The 25,231-nt window shown below is 73.2% G+C and carries 22 protein-coding genes and 1 tRNA gene; 9 read left to right on the forward strand and 14 right to left on the reverse strand.

The window, feature by feature from the left end:
* Positions 1–146: 146 nt before the first annotated feature.
* From IE313_RS16825 to IE313_RS16835, 3 genes are read right to left on the reverse strand one after another with little or no spacing between them, the layout of a single operon-like run.
* Positions 147–1,073, reverse strand: a complete 927-nt coding sequence (locus IE313_RS16825) for an SDR family oxidoreductase (protein WP_189932925.1) — start codon at positions 1,071–1,073, stop codon at positions 147–149.
* Positions 1,070–1,984, reverse strand: coding sequence for an alpha/beta fold hydrolase (locus IE313_RS16830; RefSeq protein WP_189932927.1), 915 nt, complete (start codon positions 1,982–1,984; stop codon positions 1,070–1,072). Before IE313_RS16830 ends, IE313_RS16825 begins: the two co-directional genes overlap by 4 nt.
* Positions 1,985–2,031: 47 nt before the next feature.
* Positions 2,032–3,552: a flavin-containing monooxygenase gene (locus IE313_RS16835; protein ID WP_189932929.1), complete on the reverse strand. Its 1,521-nt coding sequence runs from the start codon at positions 3,550–3,552 to the stop codon at positions 2,032–2,034.
* Positions 3,553–3,731: 179 nt separating this feature from the next.
* Between IE313_RS16835 and IE313_RS16840 the strand changes: the two genes are divergently transcribed.
* Positions 3,732–4,418, forward strand: coding sequence for a MerR family transcriptional regulator (locus tag IE313_RS16840; protein ID WP_189932931.1), 687 nt, complete (start codon positions 3,732–3,734; stop codon positions 4,416–4,418).
* On the opposite strand, the gene IE313_RS16845 is transcribed toward IE313_RS16840, so the two are convergent.
* Together IE313_RS16845 and IE313_RS16850 are read right to left on the reverse strand one after the other, a co-directional pair.
* Positions 4,415–4,996 carry a GNAT family N-acetyltransferase gene (locus IE313_RS16845; RefSeq protein ID WP_189932933.1) on the reverse strand — a complete coding sequence of 194 codons (582 nt, stop codon included), beginning with the start codon at positions 4,994–4,996 and terminating at the stop codon, positions 4,415–4,417. The genes IE313_RS16840 and IE313_RS16845 overlap by 4 nt on opposite strands.
* A 167-nt stretch (positions 4,997–5,163) precedes the next feature.
* The gene (locus IE313_RS16850) at positions 5,164–5,934 is read right to left on the reverse strand and encodes an ArsR/SmtB family transcription factor (protein WP_189932935.1); all 771 of its coding nucleotides are present in this window, start codon (positions 5,932–5,934) and stop codon (positions 5,164–5,166) included.
* Positions 5,935–6,457: 523 nt separating this feature from the next.
* Between IE313_RS16850 and IE313_RS16855 the strand changes: the two genes are divergently transcribed.
* Positions 6,458–6,679: an isocitrate lyase/phosphoenolpyruvate mutase family protein gene (locus tag IE313_RS16855; RefSeq protein WP_189932937.1), complete on the forward strand. Its 222-nt coding sequence runs from the start codon at positions 6,458–6,460 to the stop codon at positions 6,677–6,679.
* 543 nt (positions 6,680–7,222) lie between these two features.
* Here the strand turns inward: IE313_RS16855 and IE313_RS16860 are convergent.
* From IE313_RS16860 to galU, 7 genes are all read right to left on the reverse strand, one after another.
* Positions 7,223–7,296 (reverse strand) — tRNA-Ala (locus IE313_RS16860).
* A gap of 200 nt (positions 7,297–7,496) precedes the next feature.
* A complete protein-coding gene (gene sepX / locus IE313_RS16865; protein ID WP_229924691.1) occupies positions 7,497–9,254 on the reverse strand; it encodes a divisome protein SepX/GlpR in 1,758 nt (585 codons plus the stop codon).
* Positions 9,255–9,641: 387 nt separating this feature from the next.
* Positions 9,642–10,277, reverse strand: a complete 636-nt coding sequence (locus IE313_RS16870) for a GNAT family N-acetyltransferase (protein ID WP_189933133.1) — start codon at positions 10,275–10,277, stop codon at positions 9,642–9,644.
* Entirely contained in the window at positions 10,274–10,909 is a 636-nt protein-coding gene (locus IE313_RS16875) for a MogA/MoaB family molybdenum cofactor biosynthesis protein (RefSeq protein ID WP_189932939.1), read from the reverse strand. Before IE313_RS16875 ends, IE313_RS16870 begins: the two co-directional genes overlap by 4 nt.
* A complete protein-coding gene (moaC, locus tag IE313_RS16880) occupies positions 10,906–11,346 on the reverse strand; it encodes a cyclic pyranopterin monophosphate synthase MoaC (protein ID WP_229924715.1) in 441 nt (146 codons plus the stop codon). Before moaC ends, IE313_RS16875 begins: the two co-directional genes overlap by 4 nt.
* Positions 11,347–11,585: 239 nt before the next feature.
* Entirely contained in the window at positions 11,586–12,932 is a 1,347-nt protein-coding gene (gene glp / locus IE313_RS16885; RefSeq protein ID WP_229924692.1) for a molybdotransferase-like divisome protein Glp, read from the reverse strand.
* A gap of 5 nt (positions 12,933–12,937) precedes the next feature.
* Positions 12,938–13,843, reverse strand: a complete 906-nt coding sequence (gene galU / locus IE313_RS16890; protein WP_189932943.1) for a UTP--glucose-1-phosphate uridylyltransferase GalU — start codon at positions 13,841–13,843, stop codon at positions 12,938–12,940.
* 93 nt (positions 13,844–13,936) lie between these two features.
* On the opposite strand from galU, the gene IE313_RS16895 reads away from it, so the two are divergent.
* A complete protein-coding gene (locus IE313_RS16895) occupies positions 13,937–14,560 on the forward strand; it encodes a 5-formyltetrahydrofolate cyclo-ligase (RefSeq protein WP_189932944.1) in 624 nt (207 codons plus the stop codon).
* A 163-nt stretch (positions 14,561–14,723) separates the two neighbouring features.
* Here the strand turns inward: IE313_RS16895 and IE313_RS16900 are convergent, their stop codons facing one another.
* Positions 14,724–17,552 (reverse strand): penicillin acylase family protein, encoded by a 2,829-nt coding sequence (locus IE313_RS16900; RefSeq protein ID WP_189932946.1) that lies wholly within the window; start codon positions 17,550–17,552, stop codon positions 14,724–14,726.
* Between the two features lie 372 nt (positions 17,553–17,924).
* Here IE313_RS16900 and IE313_RS16905 point away from each other — a divergent pair, with 372 nt between their 5' ends.
* From IE313_RS16905 to IE313_RS16925, 5 genes are all read left to right on the forward strand, one after another.
* Complete coding sequence (locus tag IE313_RS16905) at positions 17,925–19,448, forward strand: potassium/proton antiporter (RefSeq protein ID WP_189933137.1); 1,524 nt, start codon at positions 17,925–17,927, stop codon at positions 19,446–19,448.
* Between the two features lie 248 nt (positions 19,449–19,696).
* Entirely contained in the window at positions 19,697–20,065 is a 369-nt protein-coding gene (locus IE313_RS16910) for an FmdB family zinc ribbon protein (RefSeq protein WP_189932948.1), read from the forward strand.
* 458 nt (positions 20,066–20,523) lie between these two features.
* On the forward strand, positions 20,524–21,375 hold the full coding sequence (locus IE313_RS16915; protein WP_189932950.1) for an S-methyl-5'-thioadenosine phosphorylase: 852 nt from the start codon (positions 20,524–20,526) through the stop codon (positions 21,373–21,375).
* Between the two features lie 439 nt (positions 21,376–21,814).
* Positions 21,815–22,519: a hypothetical protein gene (locus tag IE313_RS16920; RefSeq protein WP_444546251.1), complete on the forward strand. Its 705-nt coding sequence runs from the start codon at positions 21,815–21,817 to the stop codon at positions 22,517–22,519.
* 189 nt (positions 22,520–22,708) lie between these two features.
* Positions 22,709–23,137 carry a large conductance mechanosensitive channel protein MscL gene (locus tag IE313_RS16925; RefSeq protein WP_373317009.1) on the forward strand — a complete coding sequence of 143 codons (429 nt, stop codon included), beginning with the start codon at positions 22,709–22,711 and terminating at the stop codon, positions 23,135–23,137.
* Positions 23,138–23,363: 226 nt separating this feature from the next.
* On the opposite strand, the gene IE313_RS16930 is transcribed toward IE313_RS16925, so the two are convergent.
* Positions 23,364–23,564 carry a hypothetical protein gene (locus tag IE313_RS16930; protein ID WP_189932955.1) on the reverse strand — a complete coding sequence of 67 codons (201 nt, stop codon included), beginning with the start codon at positions 23,562–23,564 and terminating at the stop codon, positions 23,364–23,366.
* Positions 23,565–23,755: 191 nt separating this feature from the next.
* Between IE313_RS16930 and IE313_RS16935 the strand changes: the two genes are divergently transcribed.
* On the forward strand, positions 23,756–24,979 hold the full coding sequence (locus IE313_RS16935; protein ID WP_189932957.1) for a low temperature requirement protein A: 1,224 nt from the start codon (positions 23,756–23,758) through the stop codon (positions 24,977–24,979).
* The last annotated feature ends 252 nt before the right edge of the window (positions 24,980–25,231 follow it).

Consider the following 25,231-nt stretch of genomic DNA (forward strand, 5'->3'; position numbering starts at 1 on the left):
GTCGCCCTGCCCTCCTCCTGCCGGGCCGGATGCCCGCGCACGCGCCGCTCCCGCGGCCCCCTCCGGACGCTGCCCGCTCCCGCGGTCCCCGCCGGGCATCTCCCGCCGGCACCCGCTGAAACACGCCGGCACCCGCTGGACGCGCCCTACGCCGGGTCCTCCCCGGCCGCAAGGCCGGCCCGACGCTCGTCGGCCGCGCCCCCCGCCCCCACCAGCCCCCGCCGGGCGCCCGAGAGCCGGGGCCCGAAGCGCCGCATCTCGCGCTGCCCGACGGCCCCGATGAGCGGTGGCAGCAGACCCCGCACCGGCTGCATCCCGCGCAGCCACCACTGCCCGTAGACATGTGCTGCCCGGCGCTCGATCCCGGCCACCAGCCGGTCGACCGCGGGTCCCGCCGGATAGGTCTTGTTCGACGGCCACGGCAGCCGCCGCCGCAACTCCCGCATCACCTCGTCCTCGTCGGCGCCGCGGACCATGTCGGTGTCCGTCCAGGACAGATAGCCGATGCCGACCTTCACACCCCGGTGCCCCAGCTCCGCGCGCAGGCTGTGCGCATACGCCTCGACGCCGGACTTGGACGCGCAGTACGCGCTCATCAGCGGTGCCGGGGCGATCGCGGCGAGCGAGGCGATCTGCAGCAGGTAGCCCCGGCTCTCCAACAGCAGCGGCAGGAACGCCCGCGCGGTCACCGCCGACCCGATCAGATTGACCTCGACGACCCGCCGCCACGCGTCGGGATCGGCCGTCGCGAACGGGCCTCCCGTAGCCACGCCCGCATTCGCCACCACGATGTCGGTCCTGCCGAACCGCGCCCCCACCTCCTCGGCGACCTGCTCCATGGCCAACCGGTCGGTGACATCGGCCTCCCAGTGGCCGCTCTCGCCGTGCAGCCGCGCCGAGACGCCCTTCAGCTCCTCGGGTTCGAGCCCGACGAGCGCCACCGCGACACCTCGCGCCGACAGCTTGCGGGCCAGCATCGCGCCGACGCCGCGCGCGGCTCCGGTGACGACGGCGACCCGCCCCTCAAGGACGTTCCGCCTCCCGCTCCCGCCCGTGTCCCCGCTCCTGCTCATGCGGATGCCGCTCCCTTCGCGGTGAGGTGGGTGGCGACCAGCTCGCGGATCCGCCGGTTCACCTCGTCCGGCGCCTCCACCGGCACCATGTGGCCGAGTCCGGGCAGCTCGGTGACGTCCACGCAGTGCGGCAGCGCGGCGGCCAGGGCCCGCGCCTGGGCGGGGGGCGTGAAGCGGTCGGCGGTGCCGACCAGGATCGCGGTGGGCACGGAGAGCCGCGGCACCTCCACGTCCAGATCGAGCCGGCCGAGCACCTGCGACCAGTGGTGGCGGGACTCGCGCGGGCATGCCTGCACGATCCGGGCGCAGACCTCGACCATCTCGGGCGTCGCGGCGCGGCCCATCGTGGCGTACTTGAGGATCCGCTTGCTGACCGGTGTGACCGGGCCGAGCGGTGCCCGCGAGTTGAGGAGCAGCCCGGTGAGGCGGGTGCGCAGCCGCCCGGCGCGCATCGGCAGCACCAGCGAGCCGTCGACCAGCCGGGAGCTGCCGGTGCTGCACAGCAGCACCGCCGCCGCGTGCTCCCGCAGGGCGTCGCTGCGGGCCGCGGCCATCAGCGTCATACCGCCCATGGAGTGGCCGGCGAGGACGGCGCGCCGGTCCGGTTCCAGCGCAGCGCGCAGCACCGCCTCCAGGTCGTCGGCGAGTTGCCGGGTGCCGTATCCGTTGGGCCCCCGGGGCGCCTGGCTGCGACCGTGGCCGCGCAGGTCGTAGGCGATGACGCGGTGGTCGGCGGCGAGGTCGCGGATCTGCGCCGCCCAGAACGCGGTGGAGCAGGTCCAGCCGTGCACCAGCAGCACGGCGGGCGCGTCCTCGGGGCCGTGCAGTTGTACGTTCAGCGCCGTGCCGTCGTCGGAGCGGGCGGTCAGTTCGCGTACGGGCGGCGGCGGGGTGTAGCGCCCGGACGTCACGGGCCCGGAACCAGTCCTCGGGGTTCGTTCCGTGCTGCTCACTCGGCTCACGCTCCGGCCTCCGCCTTCTTCTGTGCGCTGCTGCGGGCCCCGGCGGCCCTGATCACGTCGTACTCGGCGAGGTCCACGCGGCGGGTGGCGGCGCGGAACTCGGTGGTGGTGCCGGGCCAGACGGTGGTGTTGCGGCCCTGGGCGTCCAGGTACCAGCTAGTGCAGCCGCCGGTGTTCCACACGGTGCGCTTCATGCGCTCCTGCACCGCGCGGTTCCAGGCGGCGACCGCACTCGTGCGGGCGTCGAGCGCGACCCGTCCGCCCGGCGCGCCGAGTGCGTCGAGCCGCCGCAGATAGTCCGCGAGGTAGTTCAACTGGGACTCGATCATGAGGATCATCGAGGAGTTGCCCAGCCCGGTGTTGGGCCCGATGACCGTCATGAAGTTGGGGAAGCCGGCCGCGGTGGCGCCGCGCAGCGCCGCCATGCCGTCCGACCAGCTCTCCGCGAGCGTGTGACCGCCGGCGCCCACCACCCGCTCGGCGACGGGCATGTCCGTGACGTGGAAGCCGGTGCCGAAGACGATCGCGTCGACCTCGGCCGTGCTGCCGTCCGCGCCCACCACGGTGGACCCGCGCACCTCGGCGAGCCCCGCGGCGACCACGTCGACGTTGGGCCGGGCGAGCGCCGGATAGTAGGTGCTGGAGAGCAGGATCCGCTTGCACCCGATGCGGTACGAGGGGGTGAGCCGCCTGCGCAACGCCGGGTCCTTGACGGCACGGGCCATGTTGCGCGCTGCGAGCCGCTCGACGAGGCCGAGCTCGTTCGGCCGCTTGGTGAACGCCTGCACCTGGAGCTCCCTGATGCCCCACAGCAGCCCGCGCCTGGCCTTCGCGGTCAGCGGCAGGTGCCGGTGCAGCCAGCGTTCGGCCGCGGTGATCGCCCGGTCGGTGCGCGGCAGGACCCAGGGCGGGGTGCGCTGGAAGAGCGTCAGCCGCGCCACGTCGGGCTGGACGGCCGGCACGATCTGGATCGCGGAGGCCCCGGTGCCGACCACGGCGACCCGCTTGCCGCGCAGGTCGTACCCGTGGTCCCAGCGCGCCGAGTGGAAGACGGCCCCGGGGAAGTCGTCCAGACCGGGCACCCGCGGGATCCTCGGTTCGGAGAGCGGCCCGGTGGCGGACACGACCACATCGGCGGTGAGGGCGGGGGCGCCGTTCACCTCCAGCTCCCAGCGCAGCCGCTCGCCGTCCCAGCGCATCCTGGTCACCTCGGAGCCGAGCCGCAGGTGCGGGCGTATCCGGAAGGCGTCGGCGACGTGCTCCAGATATCCGCGGATGTGCTCCTGCCCCGAGAAGGTGCGCGGCCAGTCGGGATGCGGGGCGAAGGAGAACGAGTAGAGGTGCGAGGGCACGTCGCAGGCGCATCCCGGATAGCTGTTGTCCCGCCAGGTGCCGCCGACCGCGTCGGCCCGCTCCAGCACCACGAAGTCGATGACGCCCTCGCGCCGCAGCCGCACGGCGGCCCCCAGCCCGCCGAAGCCCGACCCGATCACCGCCACCCGCACATGCCCGCCCATCCGGACCCTCCCACGACGCCGCCCAATCGCGCCAGTAACCACTGGCACAGTGGGAGCGTAGGGGAGGCCCGTACTGATGGGTAGGGGGTGCACACAGGAAAGTTACCGCCGGTACGGCACCTCGGGCCCCGGCCCCCGCGCCCCGTGCGGACGGCCCCGGACGCCGTAGGGTGACGACCGTGGCAGACGCGCACCCCGACCCGGCCCCGGCAGCAGGGAACCGCGAGTACCGGACCGAAGAGCTGGCCCGGGCCGCGGGCATCACGGTACGGACGCTCCGCTTCTACCGCGAACGCGGCCTGCTTCCCGCGCCGCGCCGCGAAGGCCGCCTCGCCTGGTACAACGACCACCACCTGGCCCGGCTGCGCACCGTCGCCGCCCTGCTGGACCGCGGCCACACGCTCACCGGCATAGCGGAACTGGCCGAGGCGTTCGACCACGGCCGCGGCGTCGGCGACCTGCTGGGCCTCGGCGCCCCCACCGAGGAGGATCCGGTCCGCCTGACCCCCGAGGAACTGGCCGACCGCTTCGCCGGGCAGGACACCGCGGAGAACCTGGCGACGGCCCTGGAGCTCGGCTACCTCGGCACCGACGGCGAGGAGGTCGTGCACGTCAGCCGGCGGCTGCTGGACGCGTCCTCGGCCCTGGTGCGCGAGGGCGTTCCGCTCGCCGCGGTGCTGGAGGCCGGCCGCCGGGTCCGCGCCCACACCGACGCGCTCGCGGAGCTGTTCACCGAGTTGATCGGGAAGCACGTCCCCGCCCAGGAGTTCCAGCGCCTGCGGCCGCTCGCGAGGACCGTCTTCGAGGCGGAGCTCTCCCTGGCCCTGGACCGCCGCTCGGCCGCACCGCCGCCCGAGTCCCGCTAGCCGTTCCCCAGGCCCTGCCCGCAGCGCCGCCCCTCAGCCCCGGCAGCCCCGGCGCGGCCCTCCGCGCTCCCGGTCCCGCTCCCCCGCACGGGCTCCGGCAGCAGGGCCTTGGCGTAGCAGCGGCTCAGCGGGTCGTGGCGGTAGTGGCCGAACTTGACGCACTCCTCGTAGCCGCTCGACACATACAGGCCGATGGCCTCGGGTTGCTTGATGCCGGTCTCCAGGACCATCCGCACCCGCCCCGCCGCACGGGCGTCGGCCTCCAGCGCGGCCAGCACCAGACGCGAGAGGCCCCTCCCCCGGGCCTCGGGCACGACGTACATCCGCTTGATCTCCGCGTCCCCGTCCACGTACCCCATCTCGTCCTCGTCCTGGGCGCGCCAGCCCCCGGTCGCCACCGGCACGCCCCGGTCGTCGTACCCGATCAGGTACAGCCCGCGCGGCGGCTCGAACATCGCCGTGTCCAACGGTGTGACGTCCCCGTCACCCTCTTCGTACCGCTCGGCGTACTCAAGCTGCACCCGGTCGTTGAGCTTGACGGCGTCGGGGTGAGCGAACGAGACACGGCAGATGTTCATGCACGGCAGACTAATTCAGACCGGCCGCGCCCCACCTCGGAATACCGGAGCGCCCCGGGTCCGTGAGGCCGCGGCCCGGGTGCCGCAATCCTCGGGGCCGCCCGCCTGCGACCCCCGGGGGCACGGCGCGCGTGCAACCCCCCGGGCCACGGCCCGCCTGCCGCCCCCTACAGCCGCACCCCGAACACCCGCGCGAACCCCCCGGCGCCCGCCTCGGTGACGTGTACGGCCCGGCTGTCCCCCGCCCGCCGTACCCACTCCAGCTCCAGCACCCGGTCGAGCAGCCCCCGCCCGACCGCCCCGGACAGGTGGTGGCGCTGCTCACTCCAGTCGACGCAGTACCGCATCACCCGCCGCCGCTCGGGGATCCGCACCCCGAACTCCGCCAGGAACGCCTTCCCGGAGGCGGTCAGGGCGTAGTCCACGTCCTTCCCGTAGCCCGTACGCGCGTCCGCCACGGCCGCCGCCGGATCATGGGTGCCGTCGCCACCGGCCACGTGCCCCCGCTCGATCATCGCCCTCATCAGCTCGACGCCGAGCCGCCCGGCGATGTGGTCGTAGCAGGTACGCGCCCGCCGCAGCGCCCGGGCCCGGCTGCTCTGCCGCAGCGACGTGACGGGCGCGGCCGGCGCCAGCCGCTGGAGCGCCTCGATCAGGTCGCCCACCGCGGGCCCGGCCAGCCGGTAGTACCGGTGCCGCCCGTGCGGCTCGACGGTCAGCAGCCCCGCGGTGGTCAGCTTGCCCAGGTGGCTGCTGGCCGTCGCCGCGCTGACCCCGGCCTCCGCCGCGAGCCTGCTCGCCGGAAGCGCCCGGCCGTCGTCCAGCGCCAACAGGATCCGGCACCGCCCGGGATCGGCCACCAGGGCACCGACGGCCGCGATGTCGCTGTCCCCACCGCCGGACACACCCTGCCCCGACACGTATGACGATCGCTCCATGCCCCTCACGCTAGTCCGGCCATGCTTCGACGCCGCTCGAAGCGAAGTCCGCCTCGCCGCCGGCCGGAGCGAGGACGGTCTCGCCTCGGGACGCGGCGAAGGCCGTTCGGCCGCGCGGCGAAGGCCGATTCACCGCCCGGACGCGGCGAAGGCCATCTCACCGCCGGAGGCGGAGGAGGCCATCCCGTCACCGGACCTGGCAAAGGCCGGTTCACCCGCCTGTCGGGGCGGGGCCGCTTCGACCGGGGTCGAACCGTCACGGCCCTAACGTGAGCCACGGCAGAACCCGTGCCCGACACGGGCGCACGTCACGAGGCATCCGCCCATGACGCAGGTTTAGGCACGGAGGCGCCCCACGACGGGCGCACCCCACGACAGGCGCACCCCACGACGAAAACGCCCAGCACGAGAGCACCCCGCCCACGGAACCGCCCAGAACAAAACGCCCACGCCGGCACCGCCCAGAACGAGAGCACCCGCGACGGAACCACCGCCGGCGGTCCCCACCGCAGAAAGCCGCCCCGTGACCGACTCCTTCAGTGACCTGCACCACAAGCCCACGCCGCTGGTCCTGCCCAACGCATGGGACGTCCCCTCCGCACTGGCCTTCCTGGCCGCCGGCTTCCCGGCCGTCGGCACCACCAGCTTCGGCATCGCCGCCGTTCTGGGCCGCCGCGACGCCGGACGCGCCACGGCGGAAGCCAACGAGGCTGCGGCAGGGCGAGGAGAAGTGAGCAGCCGGTGACCACCCCGGCCCCATCCCCTCTGGGCGACGGGGCCAGGCGGGGTTTCGAAGTAATGGCAGAGATGCGGCTGCCGAGCATGCGGCCGTGAACTTCTCCGAGCTGGTGAACGAGAACAAGCGGGCACTTGCCCGGCTGCGGGAGTCACCGAGACTGCTCGTGCACCGCAGAGACGGCGGGGATCTCGTCCTCACCACCGCGGCGCGGGCCGAGCAGGGCCAGGACCGCTGTGTCGGCAGCCACCCGAATGCCGACCGCTGCCGGCCGCGCCGGGAGCCGGGAGCCGGGAGCATGGAACTGCCGCTCGACATACCGCCGGACGCCTTCCCCGGGTCCGCTTCCTGCCCGGGCCCACCTCTCGACGGGCATCGTCCCCAGCGAGCCGATGGGCAGGGGCTGGGTGCCGACGACAGCCGACTCGGGTGCCGGCCACCACCGACTCGGGTGCCGACGACGGCCGAAACGACGAGATCCCGACCCGACGGTGACCGTCTGATCGGGATCTCGTGAACCGTTCCCCGGTTAACCGTGAACGGACTATTGCGTGGACCTGAGGGGATTTGAACCCCTGGCCCCCTCGATGCGAACGAGGTGCGCTACCGGACTGCGCCACAGGCCCTTGCAACGAGTGAAACTCTAGCATCCCGCCCGGTGTGCTCGGAAACGCGTTCCGGACCGCACGGGGGCTGATCAGCCTCGACACCGGGCGCCGGACGGCACCGGTGCGACGGGCCTTCGCCGCACCCATCGGCTCGCAGGGCCCCGACGGCCGCGTCGGCCCGGCGGCCCCGGCGGCGGTCCTTGCCGGGGCCCGGTCCCTCACTGGTTGGCCGCCCACGGCCGATCGCCGTCGGCGTACTGGTCGAAGAGCGGCGTACGCCCCCGCTCCCGGGCCCGCCGGGCCGACGCGGCCCTGCGGGCGTCGCTGCGTCCACCGCCGGGCTCGTCCTGCTCCTGGGCATCGAAGGAGGAGTCGTCGGAGGGACGGTCGGAGCGGGTGGAGGAGGAAGGCGCGGCGCCGTCCTCGCCTCGCCGGCCCCTTCTGCCCTGCCCACGCGCCGCCCCCGCGCCCCGCGCGCCACTCGTATCGCGCGCGCCCGCCGCACCGGAGGCGCCGGAGCCGGAGGCACCGCCCCGCGCGCTTCCGCGCCCGCGCCCTGCACCGCGCGCCGATGAGCCACCGGAGCCATCCGTACCCGTGTCCGTCCCGTCACGCGATCCCGCCGCCCCTCCCGCGGAGGCGTCCGCGGGCTGCGCACCCGCGGATGCCTCCGCGGGCGGCTCGGCAGGGGACGACCGCGCCGCGCTCCACGTGTCGGCCGCACCGCGGTCGGCATCGCCTCCGGCGCGTGGCGCGACGGGCGCGGTGACGTACGTCGGCAGCGGCACCGGAACGGGGTCCCAGCTCTCGCCGGGCGCCGGCCCGCGGCGCCGCTCACGCTGCTGGTCGACCCACTCGGCGTGGTCGGTCTGCTCCACGAGGGCTCGGCGGTCCGCGGCCAGCGCGGAGAGCGCCTGCGCCTCCGTGTCCATGCCGGGTTCCGGGCCGTCGTCGGTGTCCTCCGGAGCGTCGGAGTCCTCGACGGCGGCCTGCACGGCGGCACCGGGCCGCCTGCCCGGCTGCCGCTCGCGCAGCCGCTGCGCCGCGGCCTCGGCCCGGCGCCGGTCCATGGTGTAGGTGAAGCGACGCCGCTCCTGGCGGCGCAGATAGGCGATGTAGCCGCTCAGCAGCACGGCAGGCACACCGGGCACCCACAGCAGGGCGATCCCGCCCACCGCGGCGACCACGGCGCCCAGCGTGAAGGCGAGGAACAGAAGCACTGTGGTGCGCCGACGGCGCGCAAGCACCTTCGAGCGCCGAGCCCGTGCCGCGGCCTCCGCGGCAGCGGCAGGTCCTGCGGCACCCGTGGCGACGGCGGCACCCGTCCTGCGTGCGCCGGTGTGCCCTCTGCCCGACGGCCGACCCGCGCCCGCACCCGTCCCCGTAGCGGCCCCCGCACCTCTGCCCGCACCGGCCCCCGTACCGGGTCCGGTGTCCGCGACGGCACCGGCGGTCTGGCGGCCCTGCGCATCCGGCCCGGGCTCGTACCGAGCGGACACCGACGGGGCCGGGTGCTGGTGGGCGGCAGCGGCGCGGCGGGCGGGCGCGGACGGCGACCTGTCCTGGCGGCCTGCCGCGAAGCGGCCGCGCGAGCGGCTCTGCGGCTCGTGCCCTTCCGGTTCCCGCCCCCGACGCTCCTTGCTCTCCCGCGGCCCCTCGGCTGCGCCGGCCTCGCGGCCGCCGCGCTGCCGGCGCGGCTCCGTGCGGGTGGGTACGGCCAGGGCCCGGACGTCCACCGAGCCGGTGGGTCCGCTCCGGTCGCTCCGCGGCTCGTCCGCCGCTTCCGAGCGCGCCTGCAGGTCCTTGGCGTACCGGCGCTCCATGCCCGCCCGGCCGGACAGCAGCCGGATGGCGGTACTGAAGCGTTCCGTCGGACGGGCTTCGTTCAGCTCGTCCTGCCTACGGAGCCACATCGGCACCAAGTAGGCGGCCCAGGCCCCGACGATGACTGCGTAGATGAGGCCGCTGCTGCTCACGCCTCACACGGTAGAGGGGTTTGCATGAGGCCATCTGCCAATTCCCCCGGTGTGTCGCACGATCTGGCTGATATTCCGAACCTTTCTTGCGACTGGTGCGATCAGCCGACCGTTGGGAGACCGAATTCCGTTGGGGAAGCGATCGAAGTCGAGCGCTTTTTTCGAACATTTATTTTATTAGGAGGGGTCACCGAAGGGCGCCGGAGGCTTGGGCGTGTGATCCGAGGTGCGGAAGCGCGGAGGGTCGCACGGACTGTCACGCACGCCGGTCGCATCCCACACACCGGTCACATCCCGCGCATCGGTCGCACATCGCACCCCGCACACCGGCCGTCCGGCCGCACCACCGGGCCCCGGGGCCGGAAGCCGGAGCGCCGGCCGGCGCCGTCAGGCGGTGTTCCGGTCCGCATTCTCCGCGCGGACCCTGCGCCAGCGGGCGAGCAACCCCTCGGGGGCCTCCTCGGCGGTGAGCGCGAACACCAGATGGTCGCGCCACGCACCGTCGATGTGGAGGTAGCGCGGGCGGATCCCCTCCTCGCGGAATCCGAGTTTCTCCACGACCCGGCGGCTCGGCGCGTTCTCGGGCCGGATGCAGACCTCGATGCGGTGCAGCCCGACCGTACGGAAGCAGTGGTCCACCGCGAGGGCGACCGCGGTCGGCATCACACCGCGGCCCGCCACCGCCTGGTCGACCCAGTAGCCGATGTGGGCGGAGCACATGGAGCCCCAGGTGATGCCGGCGACGGTCAACTGGCCCGCCATGCGGCCCTGGTACTCGACGACGAACGGCAGCATCCGTCCCGCGTGCGCCTCGGCGCGCAGATGGCGGACCATCTGGCGGTAGGTGGGCCGCTGGGTCATCGGACCGGTCGGCGGTGGCGGCGGGATCGTCGCCTCCCACGGGCGCAGCCAGTCCCGGTTGCGGCGGTTCACCTCCCGCCAGACGCGCTGGTCACGCAGCCTTATGGGGCGGAGGGCGATGTCGCCGTCCACCAGTTCGACCGGCCAGGACGGGCTGTTCAGCGCGCACCCCCCGGGGGGACCTCCCAGGCTCCCCCGGCACCGGGGGAGGGTCTGGGGTGGTCGCCGCCGCGCAGTTGCTGCACGGCGTGCGGCAGGAGCGGCGCGAGGACGGCCAGGCCGTCGCGTACACCACCGGTGGACCCGGGCAGATTGACGATCAGCGTTCGGCCGGCGACTCCGGCGAGGCCCCGCGAGAGGGCCGCCGTCGCCACCTTCTCCCGTCCGAACGCCCGGATGGCCTCCGCGATGCCCGGCACCTCGTGGTCGACGACCGCGCGGGTCGCCTCCGGGGTCCGGTCGGTCGGGGAGATACCGGTGCCGCCGGTCGTCAGGATGACGTCGTACCCGGCCGCGACGCCCTCACGCAGCGCCCGCTCCACGGGATCGCCGTCCGGCACCACCCGGGGGCCGCCGACGGCGAAACCGAGCTCCCGGAGGCGTTCGGCGATCAGGGGGCCGCCGGTGTCCTCGTAGACGCCGGCCGCCGCGCGGTTCGAGGCGGTCACGACGAGGGCGCGCGCCGGGTCCCCGGGGGCGCCCTCGGCGTGCGCGGCATGCGGGACGTGCGGGGGGTCGTGGGGGTGCGGGGCGTCGTGGGGGTGCGAGGGGTCGCGGGGGTGCTGCTCGGTCATGCCTGTGCCTCCGGGCGCGTCCAGTGGCCCGACCTGCCGCCGGTCTTCTCCTCGACGCGCACGTCCGTGATCACGGCCGCCTTGTCGACGGCCTTCACCATGTCGACGACCGTGAGCGCGGCCACGGAGACCGCGGTGAGGGCCTCCATCTCGACGCCGGTGCGGTCCGTGGTCCTGACGGTCGCCAGGATCTCGACGGCGTCGTCCGCGACGGACAGCTCGACCGTCACGCCGGAGACGGCGAGGGGGTGGCACAACGGGATCAGATCAGGTGTGCGCTTGGCTCCCATGATGCCCGCGATCCGCGCCGTGGCCAACGCGTCACCCTTGGGCAGGCCGCCGTCGCGCAGCAGCTCGACGACCCGCGGGGACACCCGCACCCGGCCGCTCGCGCGCGCGGTGCGGGCGGTCACGTCCTTGCCCGAGACATCGACCATACGGGCGGCGCCCGACTCGTCGATGTGCGTCAGCCGGTCGTTGTCGTCCCGGCCGCTTGGAGGGGTTCCCGGCGCCGGCCGGTCCCCCTGGTCGTGCTCGCCCTCCCGGCCCTGCCGGGCGGGTCCGGGGGTCTCCCCCCGGGACATCGCGGTCATGTTCTGTGCGCTCCCGGTCCTGGCCCGTGCGGTGCCGCGCACGGGCCCTGTGTGCGCGACACGGTACCGCGCGGGTCCGGGCCTCAGCCGAGCAGGATCGTCTCCACCTTGGTCCCGGGCGCCACGGAGACCGTGTCCTCGGGAACGGCGATGAGGGCGTCGGCATGGGCGAGCGCCGCCACCAGGTGGGAGCCGGCGCCGCCGACGGGAGCCACCGTGCCCGTGTCGGGGTCGTACGCGCCCCGCAGGAACTGCCTGCGGCCGGCCGGCGAGGTGAGCGGCCGGTCGGCGCGGAGTGTGGCGCTGACGGTGGGCCGGTGCACGTCGGGAAGGCCCCTGAGGGCGCGGATCGCGGGCCGGACGAACAGCTCGAAGGAGACGTACGACGAGACCGGGTTCCCCGGGAGCGCGAGGAGCGGGGTGTGCTCGGGGCCGATGGTGCCGAAGCCCTGGGGCTTGCCGGGCTGCATGGCGAGCTTGCGGAACTCGATGCCGCTGCCCACGGCGGGATCGCCCGGGTCCGCGGGGTCGCCGATGGTGGACAGGGCCTCCTTGACGACGTCGTACGCGCCGACGCTGACGCCGCCGGTGGTCACCAGGAGGTCGGCGCGGATGAGCTGGTCCTCGATGGTGGCGCGCAGGGTGTCCGCGTCGTCGGAGACCGCGCCCACCCGGTAGGCGAGGGCACCCGCGTCGCGGGCGGCGGCGGTGAGGGAGAAGCTGTTGGAGTCGTAGATCTGGCCGGGCCGCAAGTCCGCGCCGGGCTGGACCAGTTCGCTGCCGGTGGACAGGATGACCACACGCGGGCGCGGGCGCACGCGTACCGCGCTGCGGCCGACGGCGGCGAGCAGGGAGATCTGCGGGGGGCCGAGGACCGTGCCGGCCTGGAGGGCGCGGTCGCCGGCGCGCACGTCACTGCCCTGGGCGCGCACATGGGCACCCTTGTCCGCCGGCCGGTACACCCGGACCTCGCCCGAGGCACCCTCCGGGGCCTGGCTGTGCGCCCGCATCCCGGAGACGGGGCCCCCGCCGAGGCCGCCGTCGGTCCATTCGACGGGCACCACCGCGTCCGCGCCGGGCGGCACGGGGGCGCCGGTCATGATGCGGGCCGCCTGCCCGGGGCCGACGGTGGGCTGCTGGGCCTGCCCCGCGGCGACGTCCCCGATGACGGTCAGTACGGCGGGGAACTCCTCACCGGCGCCCGAGACGTCCACGGTGCGGACCGCGTAGCCGTCCATGGAGCTGTTGTCGAAGGGCGGGAGGGAGAGCGGCACCGCGATGTCCTCGACGAGGACGCACCCCTGTGCATCCAGGAGGTGCAGCTCGATGGGGTCCAGCGGACGGACCGTGGCGAGGATGTCCTCCAGGTGCTCGGTCACCGACCAGACGTGGTCCTGACCTGCGGCATGCGGAATGGCGGTGCTGCTCAAAGTTGCTACATCTCCTCGGTGACGTAACGGCGGAGCCAGGTGCGGAAGTCCGGGCCCAGGTCTTCACGTTCGCACGCGAGTCTGACAATGGCACGCAGGTAGTCGCCACGGTCTCCGGTGTCGTACCGGCGTCCCTTGAAGACCACGCCGTGCACCGGGCCGCCCGCCTTCTCGTCCACGGCGAGCTGCTGGAGCGCGTCGGTGAGCTGGATCTCACCACCTCGGCCGGGTTCCGTCTGACGCAGTATGTCGAAGACGCCGGGGTCGAGGACATAGCGGCCGATGATGGCGAAGTTGCTGGGGGCGTCCGCGGTGTCCGGCTTCTCGACGAGGCCGGTGACCTTGACGACGTCGCCGTCGGTGGTCGGCTCCACCGCCGCGCAGCCGTACAGGTGGATCTGGGCGGGATCGACCTCCATGAGGGCGACGACGCTGCCGCCCTGCTGCTTCTGCACCTCGACCATCCGGGCGAGCAGCGGGTCGCGGGGATCGATCAGGTCGTCCCCGAGGAGGACGGCGAAGGGCTCCCTGCCGACGTGCGGGGCGGCGCACAGGACGGCGTGACCGAGGCCCCTGGGGTCGCCCTGGCGCACGTAGTGCATGGTGGCCAGGTCGCTGGACTCCTGGACCCTGGCGAGCCTGGCGCTGTCGCCCTTCTTGGAGAGAGCCTCTTCGAGCTCGTAGTTCCGGTCGAAGTGGTCCTCCAGGGGGCGCTTGTTGCGGCCCGTGACCATGAGGACGTCGTGGAGGCCCGCGGAGACGGCCTCCTCGACCACGTACTGGATCGCCGGCTTGTCGACGACGGGCAGCATCTCCTTGGGAGTGGCCTTCGTGGCCGGAAGGAAACGCGTACCGAGGCCCGCCGCGGGAATAACGGCCTTGCTGATGGGGGGGTGCGGAGACTCAGTCATGCGGCCACCATAACGGGTGACTATGCGAGGTAACTGAGCCTCTACATAATTCATCAGCATATGAGTGCATATAGAGAGGTTTGTGAGCGCCCGATGCGTCATCCCGGGAAGAAGTTCCCCGAGGGTTGCGATGCTGACAAGCGCGCCTTGCGGCAAGGGTTCCTGTCGGTGAGGGACAGGTTGACGGAGGATGACGTGCGGGGGGCGTCGCGGCTGCTGGCGCGGCGGGCCCTGGAACTGCCCGAGATGGCGCGGGCGCGGACGGTGGCGGCGTATGTCTCCGTGGGCCACGAGCCCGGCACCGGCGACCTGCTGGAGGCGCTCCACGCGCGCGGTGTGCGCGTTCTGCTGCCGGTGCTGCTGCCGGACAACGACCTGGACTGGGGCGTCTACGAGGGCCCGGAGTCGGTGGTGGGCGTGCCCCGCCCGGGGCGGCTGACGCTGCACGAGCCGCTTGGCGGGCCGCTGGGCCCCGACGCGGTGCTCGGGGCCGACGTCGTCCTGCTGCCCGGGCTCGCCGTCGACGCCCGGGGGACGCGCCTGGGCCGCGGTGGAGGCTCGTACGACCGCGTGCTGGCCCGTCTGGCGGCCGCGGACGCCGCTGCCGCCCTCGTGGTGCTGCTGTATGACGCGGAGGTCGTGGAGCGGCTGCCGGGACTGCCGCACGACCGTCCCGTGCAGGCGGTGGTGACGCCGTCGGGGACGCGGCGGTTCTGACGTCGGGGGCACCGCGGCGCCGCGGGGGCCGTGGCGCCGCGGGGCCGTGGCGCCGTGGGGGCCGTGGCGCCGCGGGCGGGCGGGCACGGTACGCCTGCGGGCCCGTCCCCCGGCACCGGCGGCGCAGCGCGGGGCGGGCCGTGCCCGCCCCGCGGCCGGCCTCTCAGGGCCGCAGCACCAGGGTGTCCTCGGTGCTCTTGTCGACCGCCTTCTCCGAGTAGGCCCAGCCGAGCAGTTCGCCGTTGACCCACTTGTCCGTCTGGTCGGTGTAATGGGCGTTGTAGGCGTGGCCCGAGGCACCCGTCAGATTGATCCACTTGGACTTGTCGAGGTCCTTGAGGTTGACCACCATCCGCATGGACGGCACCCAGATGACCCCGTAGCCCCCGGCGGCGTTCCAGCCGGTGGCGTCGACCGCGGCCTGGCCGCCGCCCAGGTTCCACGGGCCGCGGTTGAGGACGTACTGCAGGAAGCCGGGGCCCTCGGTGCCGAGGGTCTGGTTCTTCAGGGTCAGCCGGTGCAGACGGCCCCAGCTCCAGGTGTCGATGTCCTTGCCGAGCTTGGCGGTGAGCTCCCAGCGGGCGTCCTTCATGGCCCGTGCGAAGAGCTGGTCGCGGGTCTTGGTGGCGGGCTCCAGGCGGGTCTTGGGCGACTGCCACCAGGCGTTGTCCTGGTCGTTCACGATCCGGCGGACCACCTCGAACCAGCGGTCGCCGCCGTCCGGCTGCGCGGAGTCCGCGTCGCGCTCGCCGCACTCGGTCACCAGGTGCTGCTCCTCGTCCGCGGGGGCGGTCTTGTCGGCGGGCAGCACGTTCAGGCACTGGCCCTTGACCCGCAGTTCCTTGGGGAGCTTGTTCCCGAACGCCAGCTTGAGGATGTTGCGCCAGACGGCGTTGAAGTAGGCAGCCGCCGCCGAGTCCGGGTTCTGGGTGTAGTCCCAGCCCTCCAGGAGCTTCTGGGCCTGGCGGACGTACTTGTCCGAGACGTCGATCTTCAGCAGCTTGGGCGTCAGCAGCTTGGCGATTTCGCTGCTGTTGTCCATCTGCATCTGGCGCATGTCGTCCGGGGAGATCTTGCCGCCGTTCTTGATCTTCGACTGGATCAGGTCGGTGATCCGCTGGCTGCGGGTGCCGTACTCCCAGTCGGTGGTCAGGAGGTAGGGGTACTTGTCCTTGTCGACGACGGCCTGGTTGGCGGTGACGATGTAGCCGCGCTCCGGGTTGTACTCGTTGGGCAGCGCCGCCTGCTTGATGTACCTGCCGGTCCAGTGGAACTTCGGGTCCCAGCCGGGCGCGGGCAGCGAGCCGTCGTAGCCCTTGGGCCGCACGGGGATCCGCCCCGGGGCCTGGTAGCCGATGTTGCCCTTGGTGTCGGCGTAGACCAGGTTCTGGGACGGCACCTCCAGGTCGCCGGCCGCCTTGCGGAACTGCTGCCAGTCCTGCGCGCGGTCCAGCTCGAAGACCGCGTCCATGGACCTGCCGGGCGTCAGGGCGGTCCAGCGCAGCGCGACCCCGTAGCCGTCGCCGCGGTCCGGTGCCGCGGCGTCCACGGATGCCTTCCTGCCCACCTTGACCAGTTCCTCGTCGCGGTCGGAGAGCAGCGGGCCGTTGTTCGTCTCGCGGACCGTGATCGTCTTGGGCTTGCCCCCCGCGACCTCGATGGTCTCCTTGCGTGAGGTGAACGGCAGCACCTGGCCGCCGTACTGGTAGCCGTTGCCGGAGAGCTTCTCCAGGTAGAGGTCGGTCACGTCGGCGCCCAGGTTGGTCATGCCCCAGGCGATGTCCTGGTTGTGGCCGATGACCACTCCGGGCATCCCGGCGAAGGTGTAGCCGGAGACGTCGTAGTGGCACCCGGCGGACAGGGCGCGGCAGTGCAGGCCCATCTGGTACCAGACGGAGGGCAGCTCGGGCGCCAGGTGCGGGTCGTTCGCCAGCAGCGGCTTGCCCGTGATGGTGTGCGCGCCGGAGACGACCCAGGAGTTGGACCCGATGCCGCTGCCGCTCGGCCCGAAGACGGACGGGATGCCGTCGAGCACGTCCGAGACGGCCGACAACTGGTTCTGCAGCCCGCCGGGAGCGGCCGCGTCGTCCGCGAGCCCGGTGCCCGCCGCGTTGCCCGCCGCCCCCCCGGTCGCAGGCGGCTGCGACCCGCCGGTGCCAGTCTGCGTGCCGGTGCCCGTCTGGGCGCCCGCGGTGCCCGTCCGGGTGCCGTCGTACGTGTCCGTGACGGCGTTGTAGGAACCCTCCTGGACGATGGGCTTGTGCAGGTCGTAGGGGTACTCCGGGTAGAGGTCCTTGATCTGCGCCGCGCTCAGCCGGCTCGTCATCAAGGAGCGGTCGATCTCGTCCTGCATGTTGCCGCGCAGGTCCCAGGCCATCGCCTTCAGCCACGAGACGGAGTCGACCGGGGTCCACTTCTGCGGCTTGTAGTCGTTGGTGAAGCCCAGGGCGGCGTACTCGACGGAGATGTCGGCGGCGTCGCGGCCGGCCAGGTACGCATTGACACCCCTGGAGTACGCCTGGAGGTACTTCTTCGTGTCGGGCGAGAGCTTGGAGTCGTACTCCTGCTGCGCCACCCGGTACCAGCCGAGCGTGCGCAGGTACTCGTCGGTCTTGATCTGGCTCTTGCCGAACATCTCGGAGAGCCGCCCGGAGGTCGTATGACGGCGGACGTCCATCTCCCAGAACCGGTCCTGGGCCTGCACATAGCCCTGCGCCATGAACAGGTCCCGGTCGGAGGAGGCGTAGATCTGCGGGATGCCGTGGGCGTCGCGCTTCACGTCGACGGGGCCCGCCAGACCCTGGAGCCGGACCGATCCCTTGGTCTGCGGGAAGGAGGCGCGCACCGTGCTGACGCTCCAGTACGCGCCGTAGCCGACGCCCGCGACGATGGCCAGGACCAGGAGGAGCACGAGGAGACGCGCACGGCGCCCCTTCTGCCGGCCGGACTTGCCGGACTTTCGACCGGAAGAAGCGGTGGTGGTGGAGGGCATCGCTGTCCTTGCAGTCCTTCGCGATGGGCAGGGCGGAGTGGGCGGTCGGGAAACGTGCGGTCTGTGGACGTACGGGCAGAAGTGCGGGCGGCCGTGCGGCCGGTGGCGCGCGAGCGCTGGAGCAACCATAGGCGCAGGACCTGTGGGCCCCGGACGCGGCCATGGCTCTGGAGGCGCCCTCCCGGCCACGCCGCCGACTCCCCGCGACCCCTGCGTGCGTCGCCGACTGCCGGGAACGCGTCAAGAAACCGTTAACGATTAGGTAAGGTAACGAAGTACTTGGTGTGCCCGGCCCGGGCGCCCGGACGCGCGGACGGCGGCACGCCCGCGCACGAGGCCGGCACTCGGGTCCAGAAGGGGAAGGAACGGCCGCTGACTGTCCACGACCTCAACCAGCTCCTGCTCGTGTGCTCGCTCGTGCTGCTCGTCGCGGTGGCAGCGGTCCGCCTCTCGTCCCGCAGCGGGCTGCCCAGCCTGCTCGTCTACCTCGGCATCGGCATCGCCATGGGCCAGGACGGCATCGGCAACATCGCCTTCGACAACGCCGAGTTGACGCAGATGGTCGGCTACGCCGCCCTGGTGGTGATCCTCGCCGAAGGCGGCCTGGGCACCAAGTGGAAGGAGATCAAGCCGGTCCTGCCCGCCGCGGTCGCGCTCTCCCTGGTCGGCGTCGCGGTGAGTGTGGGAGTGACGGCGGCCGCCGGGTACTACCTGGTCGGGCTGGAATGGCGGCAGTCCCTGATCATCGGCGCGGTGGTCTCGTCGACCGACGCCGCGGCCGTCTTCTCGGTGCTGCGCAAGGTGCCGCTGCCGGCCCGCATCACGGGCGTCCTGGAGGCCGAGTCCGGCTTCAACGACGCCCCCGTGGTGATCCTCGTGGTGGCCTTCTCCGCATCGGGCCCCGTCGAGCACTGGTACACGCTCCTGGGGAACATCGCCATGGAGCTGGCGATCGGCGCCGCGGTCGGGACCGCCATCGCCCTCATGGGCGCCTACGGCCTGCGCCGTGTGGCACTGCCCGCCTCCGGCCTCTATCCGATCGCGGTACTCGCCATCGCGGTGACCGCGTACGCCGCCGGCGCGCTGGCGCACGGCAGCGGCTTCCTGGCCGTGTACCTCGCCTCGGTCCTGCTGGGCAACGCGCGGCTGCCGCACTGGCCCGCCACCCGCGGCTTCGCCGAGGGACTCGGCTGGATCGCCCAGATCGGCATGTTCGTCCTGCTCGGCCTGCTGGCCACCCCGCACGACCTGGTGCACGACATCCTGCCCGCGCTCGTCGTCGGCCTGGTGCTGACGGTGGTGGCCCGGCCCGTCGGGGTCGTGCTCAGCCTGCTGCCGTTCCGTGTGACGTGGCCGGAGAAGGCTCTGCTGTCCTGGGCCGGGCTGCGCGGCGCCGTGCCGATCATCCTGGCCACCATCCCCATGGTGACCGGCGTCCAGGACAGCCGCCGGATCTTCAACATGGTCTTCGTCCTGGTCGTGGTCTACACCCTCATCCAGGGCCCCACCCTGCCGTGGCTGGCCAGGAAGCTGCACCTGGGCGACCTGGAGGGGGCCGCGGACCTGGGCATCGAGTCGGCACCCCTGGAGCGGCTGCGCGGTCACCTCCTGTCGGTGTCCATTCCCACCGGCTCCCGGATGAACGGCGTCGAGATCAACGAGCTGCGGCTGCCCCCCGGCTCCGCCGTCACCCTGGTGGTGCGCGACGGCACCTCGTTCGTTCCCCTGCCCACCACCCTGCTGCGGCAGGGCGACGAACTCCTGGTGGTGGCCACGGACCCGGTGCGGGACGCCGCGGAACGCCGCCTGCGCGCGGTCGCCCAGGGCGGCAAGCTGGCCGGATGGCTGGGCAGCGGCGGGCAGCAGCGGGGCCGCGGGGGGCCTGCGCGGCGGTGAGCCGGCGGCGGGCCGCGGTGCCAGGCGGGCGCGGCGACCTGCGCGGGTCAGGGGCGGGCGGCCTTCGGGAGCGGCACGCCGCGCGTGGCGGCACACGTGACGGCGCGGTGGCGGCACACGTGACGGCGCGGTGGCGGCACGCGTGGCGTGGGTCACCGCGGTCCGGCGGCAGTGGACTCCGATCGCGGAATACGTCACTATGGACCGTCGTTAGCACTCAACGAGTGAGAGTGCCAGGAGGAAGACTAGTGCCGACCTATCAGTACCAGTGCACCGAGTGCGGCGAGGGCCTTGAGGCGGTCCAGAAGTTCACCGACGACGCTCTGACCGAGTGCCCCAACTGCGGTGGGCGCCTGAAGAAGGTGTTCTCCGCCGTCGGCATCGTCTTCAAGGGGTCGGGCTTCTACCGCAACGACAGCCGCAGCTCGTCGAGTGGGTCGTCGTCCTCGAAGGCGTCCGGATCCAAGTCCTCCGGCTCCGCGGACTCCGGCTCGTCCTCGTCCGGTTCCAAGGACTCGGGCTCCAAGGACTCCGGTTCGAAGGACTCGGGCTCCAAGGGCTCCGGCTCCTCCACGTCCTCCAGCACCAGCTCGTCGAGCAGCTCCTCAGCGGCGTAGCACTCCCCGCCCGTACCGCTCCGCTCGGCACACCGTCCGCTCGGCATGCGGTGCGGGCCATTGCCCTGCGTCGTCCGGCCATCCGCTGCGCGTACGTCGTTCCGGCCGCCCGCTCCGGCCCGCTCACCCGTGCGCGAGGCATGTTGAGGCATGTTTCCGTGCGGTTCCGGTGCGCAGGGGCAGCTCCTCGGTGCCCTGCGTGCACAGGGGCCGCAGGGCTCCCTACGCGCGTGGGCCCCTTTCCCGTATGCGGTGCCGGGTGCGCTGCGGCAGGTGGGCGGTGCCGGGTCGCGAGCTGTCCTGGGGGCGGCTCCCCCACCCGTTCCCGTCCGGCGCACGGTCCCGAACCCCCCGCCACCTGGTCTTCTGTGGGCGGTCGACGCCCTCCGCCCCTCACCGAGCCTGCCAATTCCACGGCGGGGCCTCGGGCGCCATCGGCTCCGGATACTGTGCTGAGCATGGCTAACAAGGCGAACGCGACCCAGCCCGAGATCGGTGTCATCGGCGGCTCGGGCTTCTACTCCTTCCTCGACGACGTCACCGAGGTCCAGGTGGACACCCCGTACGGGGCGCCGAGCGACTCCCTCTTCCTGGGCGAGGTAGCGGGCCGGCGGGTGGCCTTCCTCCCCCGTCACGGCCGCGGCCACCACCTGCCCCCGCACCGGATCAACTACCGCGCGAACCTGTGGGCGCTGCGCTCCGTGGGCGTGCGCCAGGTGCTCGGCCCCTGCGCGGTGGGCGGCCTGCGGTCCGAGTACGGGCCGGGCACGCTCCTCGTTCCCGACCAGCTTGTGGACCGCACGAAGAGCCGTGCGAACACCTTTTACGACGGTGTGCCGCTGGCGGACGGGACGACTCCGAACGTGGTCCACGTGTCCCTCGCCGACCCGTACTGCTCGACGGGGCGCCGGATCGCCGTGAAGGCTGCCCGCGGCCGGGACTGGGAGCCGGTCGACGGCGGCACCCTCGTGGTCATCGAGGGCCCGCGCTTCTCGACCCGCGCCGAGTCCCGGTGGCATGCCGCCCAGGGGTGGTCCGTGGTGGGCATGACGGGTCATCCCGAGGCCGCGCTCGCCCGTGAGCTGGAGCTCTGCTACACCTCGATGACGCTGGTCACCGACCTGGACGCGGGCGCGGAGGCCGGCGAGGGCGTCTCGCACGAGGAGGTCCTGGAGGTGTTCGCCGCCAATGTGGACCGGCTGCGGTCGGTCCTGTTCGACGTGGTGGCCGAGCTGCCCGCCGAGGCGGACCGCGACTGCCTGTGCGGCAGTGCGCTGAACGGTTCGGACACCGGCATCCGGCTGCCGTGAGGCCATGAGCCCGTGAGGTGGGGCCTGCCTCGCGGACATCGTCCGTGAGGCGACTCCTCTTCCGTGCGGCGAGGCACCGTCCCTGAAGCGGGGGGTGCCGTCCCGTGTGCAGGGGGCGCCATTTTTCCTGAGCAGGGGTGCCGTCCCGTGTGCAGGGGTGTCACTCCCTGGGCAGGCGGTGCTCTGCCGTGGCGCGGGCGCCGGCCGTGGAGCAGAGGGCGCCATCCGTGAGATGGGACGCCATCCGTGGGGTGGGAGCGTCATCGTGAGGCGGGGCGTTGCGGGCCTGGGCCGGATTCCCGGGCTCTGCCGCGGAATCCCACCTTCGGGTGGCGAGGTTCTCCACAACCCGTGAGTTGTCCACGGGGCTCAGCGGGACCGGGCGGACCACCGCATCGTGGGAGGGCATCGTTGGACTCTCACGCAGGCGGTGGCCGTCATGTCGCACTACCCCTCGTCCTCACACCCCTCGTACCCCTCGCACCCCTCGCACCCCTCGCACCCCTCGTCCTCCGTGGCCGGCCCTCGGACCGGCCCGCACGCCCCCGCGGCGGCCCCGCCGCTGCCGCAACCCACCGCGTCGGCCTTCCCGCACCCCCGCCCACCTCTTCCCGCGGGCCCGCGGGGGAGCGCCCGCGGTGGGGACGCGCCACCCACATGTGAGGTACCGCACTTCTCCCCGGTGCGGGTGCGGGAGGGCCATCCCCGGCTCCGCCGGCTGATCCGGCACCGCAGGCGTGCGGTGGCCGCCGGCCTGGCGATGACCGCCGCCGCCCTCGTCGCGGCCGGCGCAGCCGACACCGGCCGGGCAAGGGCGCAGGCCGAGGGCCGCACGGCCGCCCCGCACAGGGCGAGCCCCGCTCCCGAGCTGGTGACCGCCCCGGTACGCATCGCCGACGCGGCCGCGGTCCGGCTGCTGCACCCCGGCGATCACGTGGACGTCATCGCGGCCGACGCACCGGGCGCGGGCGGCACCGGGCAGCCGCAGGTGGTGGCGGAGGGAGCCCGCGTCGTGGAGCTGCCCCGGACCGACACCGGCAGCGCGGTGGACGGAGCGCTGGTCGTGCTCTCCGTGCCCCGGCCGACCGCAGCCCGGCTGGCAGGGGCCGGCGCGCGCTCCCGGCTGGCGGTGACGCTGTGCTGACGCCCCGGGCCCGGGCACGGGAAGTTTCCGTGTCAAGTCCCACAAAGGAGTCAGGGACATGGACAGGCCGCCCGCGCACTGCCGTAGGTTGCGGAGCTGATTACTCCACAAGCTACCCATGTGAAGAAAGGCCTCTCGGTGAGCGTGAACCAGGAGCCCGGCGTCTGGCAGGGCTTCAAGTCCTTCCTCATGCGCGGAAACGTCGTCGATCTGGCGGTTGCGGTGGTCATCGGCACCGCATTCACCAATATCGTCAATTCCGTGGTGAAAGGCGTGATCAACCCCGTCGTCGGAGCCTTCGGCACCAAGGACCTCGACAAGTACAGCTCGTGCCTCAAGGGCTCCTGCCAGTACGACCTCAAGACGGGCACGGTGGTCAAGGGCGTCCCGATCATGTGGGGCACCGTGCTCAGCTCCACCCTGAGCTTTCTGATCACCGCGGCCGTCGTCTACTTCCTGATGGTGCTGCCGATGGCCAAGTTCCTCGCCCGGCAGGCGGCACGGAAGGCCGCCAAGGAAGGCACGAAGGGCGTCGTGGAGGTCTCCGAGCTGGAGGTCCTCATGCAGATCCGCGACGAGCTGGTCTCCCAGCGGGGCGGACCCGTCGTCGGCCGTTAGCGGCCCTGGGCCGCCTCGCGGCGGTCGCCCTCCGCTCAGTGGCGGCAGCGCTCTCCCGGCCCCCGGCCGTGCCGTCGGTCCGCCGCCGTGAGCCGATCGCCGGGTCCGGGCCCAGCCCCGGTCGCCGCACGCCGGCGCCCCGGCACCGGTGGCCGGGTCGGCGGGGGCCGGGGCGGCTGAGGCCGAGTCGGCCGGGACCAGGGCGGCCTGGCGGCTGCGGTGGGGCTCAGAGGTGGTGGGGCGGCTTCTCGTCGAGGAAGCGCGCGAGGTCCGCCGCGCTGTCACCGCCTGGGGAGGGCCGCTCGCCCCACCCCTGGTCGGAGTCGTCCGAGGCCCGCTGCGACAGCGGATCGTCGAAGACGATCGCGTCCTTCGGTGCGGGCGCGGCCTTCGGTTCACGCGACGCGGGGCCGGGAGCGGTGGTCATGGCACCAGCGTACGACGCGCCCCCGCCGCCCGCCGCGCACGGCCTGCCGAGCGGCCGCAGCCTACCCGGCGCGCGGCCCCGGCGGTCCTGCCCCGGAGCCCCCTCGCCATCCGGTGCCCCGCGCGGCAGCCCGCCGCTCGACACGGCGCCGCGGACAAGACCGGGCGGGCCGGGTCTGCTGCGCTGGGAGCATGACGTCCGGTTCCGACCCTGCCTCCGGTGCCTCCGGAAGCCTTCCTCCCCAGCTCCGGCCGGTGCGCAGGATCTCCGCTCGGCGCCGCGACGAGTCGCACCGGGTCGCCTCACCGCTGGAGCTCTTCTTCGACCTCTGCTTCGTGGTGGCCATCGCCCAGGCGGGCGGCCAGGTGGTGCGCGTGATCGCGGACGGCCGCGCCGGCGAGGGCCTGCTCGACTACGCGATGATCTTCTTCTCCATCTGGTGGGCCTGGATGCAGTTCTCCTGGTTCGCCTCGGCGTACGACAACGACGACGTCCTCTACCGGCTTGCGACCCTCGTCCAGATCGCCGGGGTGCTGGTGCTCGCGGCGGGTGTCTCGCGGGTCTTCGCGGAGCACGATTTCCTGGCCGTCCGGCTCGGCTACGCGGTCATGCGGCTCGCCCTCACCGCCCAGTGGCTGCGGGTGGCCGGTGCGACGACGGGCACCGAGCGCGGCATGGCCCTGCGGTACGCGGGCGGGGTGCTGCTCTGTCAGGCGGGTTGGCTGGGGGTGCTGGTGTCGCCGGGACCGGTCAGGCCCTGGGTGTTCCTGGCGATGGCGATCGCCGAGATCTGCGTGTCCCCGTACGCGGAGCGGCGCGTGAAGTCCTCCTGGCACCCGCACCACATCTCGGAGCGGTACGGGCTGTTCACGATCATCGTCCTGAGCGAGTCCGTCGCCGCGGCCACCGCCGCCGTGAAGTCCGGCATCGAGGAGAACGACGCGCTCGCCGAGTTGCTGCCGTACGCGGCGGGCGGACTGCTGCTGGTGTTCGCCGCGTGGTGGATCTGTTTCGCCGTCCCCATCCACGGCCACCTGCGGTCACGGCGCCAGGCGTTCGTCTGGGGCTACGGCCACTACGTGATCTTCGCCTCGGCGGCGGCGCTCGGTGCCGGCATCGAGATCGCTGTACGGAAGGAGGTGGGCCACGCCGACCTCTCCCGGCTCGCGGCGAACGCGACGGTGACGGTGCCCATGGCCGTGTACCTGGTCACGGTATGGGCGCTGCACTCCCGCTTCTTCACGGCGGGGGTCATACGGCAACTGGTGCTGCCGGGCTCCGCCGGGGCGATCCTGGCGTGCACGTTCGCCGGGCACTGGTCGATCCTCGCGGCGGGACTCGTGGCAGCGCTCACCGTGGCCACGGGCACGGCCCTCACCGTGCGGACGGCGGCCCGCGAGGCCCGGACGGCATAAGAGCCCGAGGGTGACGGCGGATCCCCGTGTTCCGCAGGCGCCGTGCCGGAGCAGGACGCCGGTCAGGCGGCGCCGGACGGGCACCCGCAAGGGAGTGCCGGGAGGCCGGGCAGCCGTACCGGCCCGGTGACTCCCCCACCGCGCCGCGAGCCGCACCGGGCCCGGTGGCGGGCGTTTCGACACCGGGCTCCGAAGGGCTCGGCACCGGTTGTGGACAGCCGGAGGGGCCAGGGAAACGGAGGGAACCGTTCC

This window comes from Streptomyces sulfonofaciens, from assembly GCF_014656295.1.
GTDB classification, from domain to species: Bacteria; Actinomycetota; Actinomycetes; order Streptomycetales; family Streptomycetaceae; genus Streptomyces; species Streptomyces sulfonofaciens.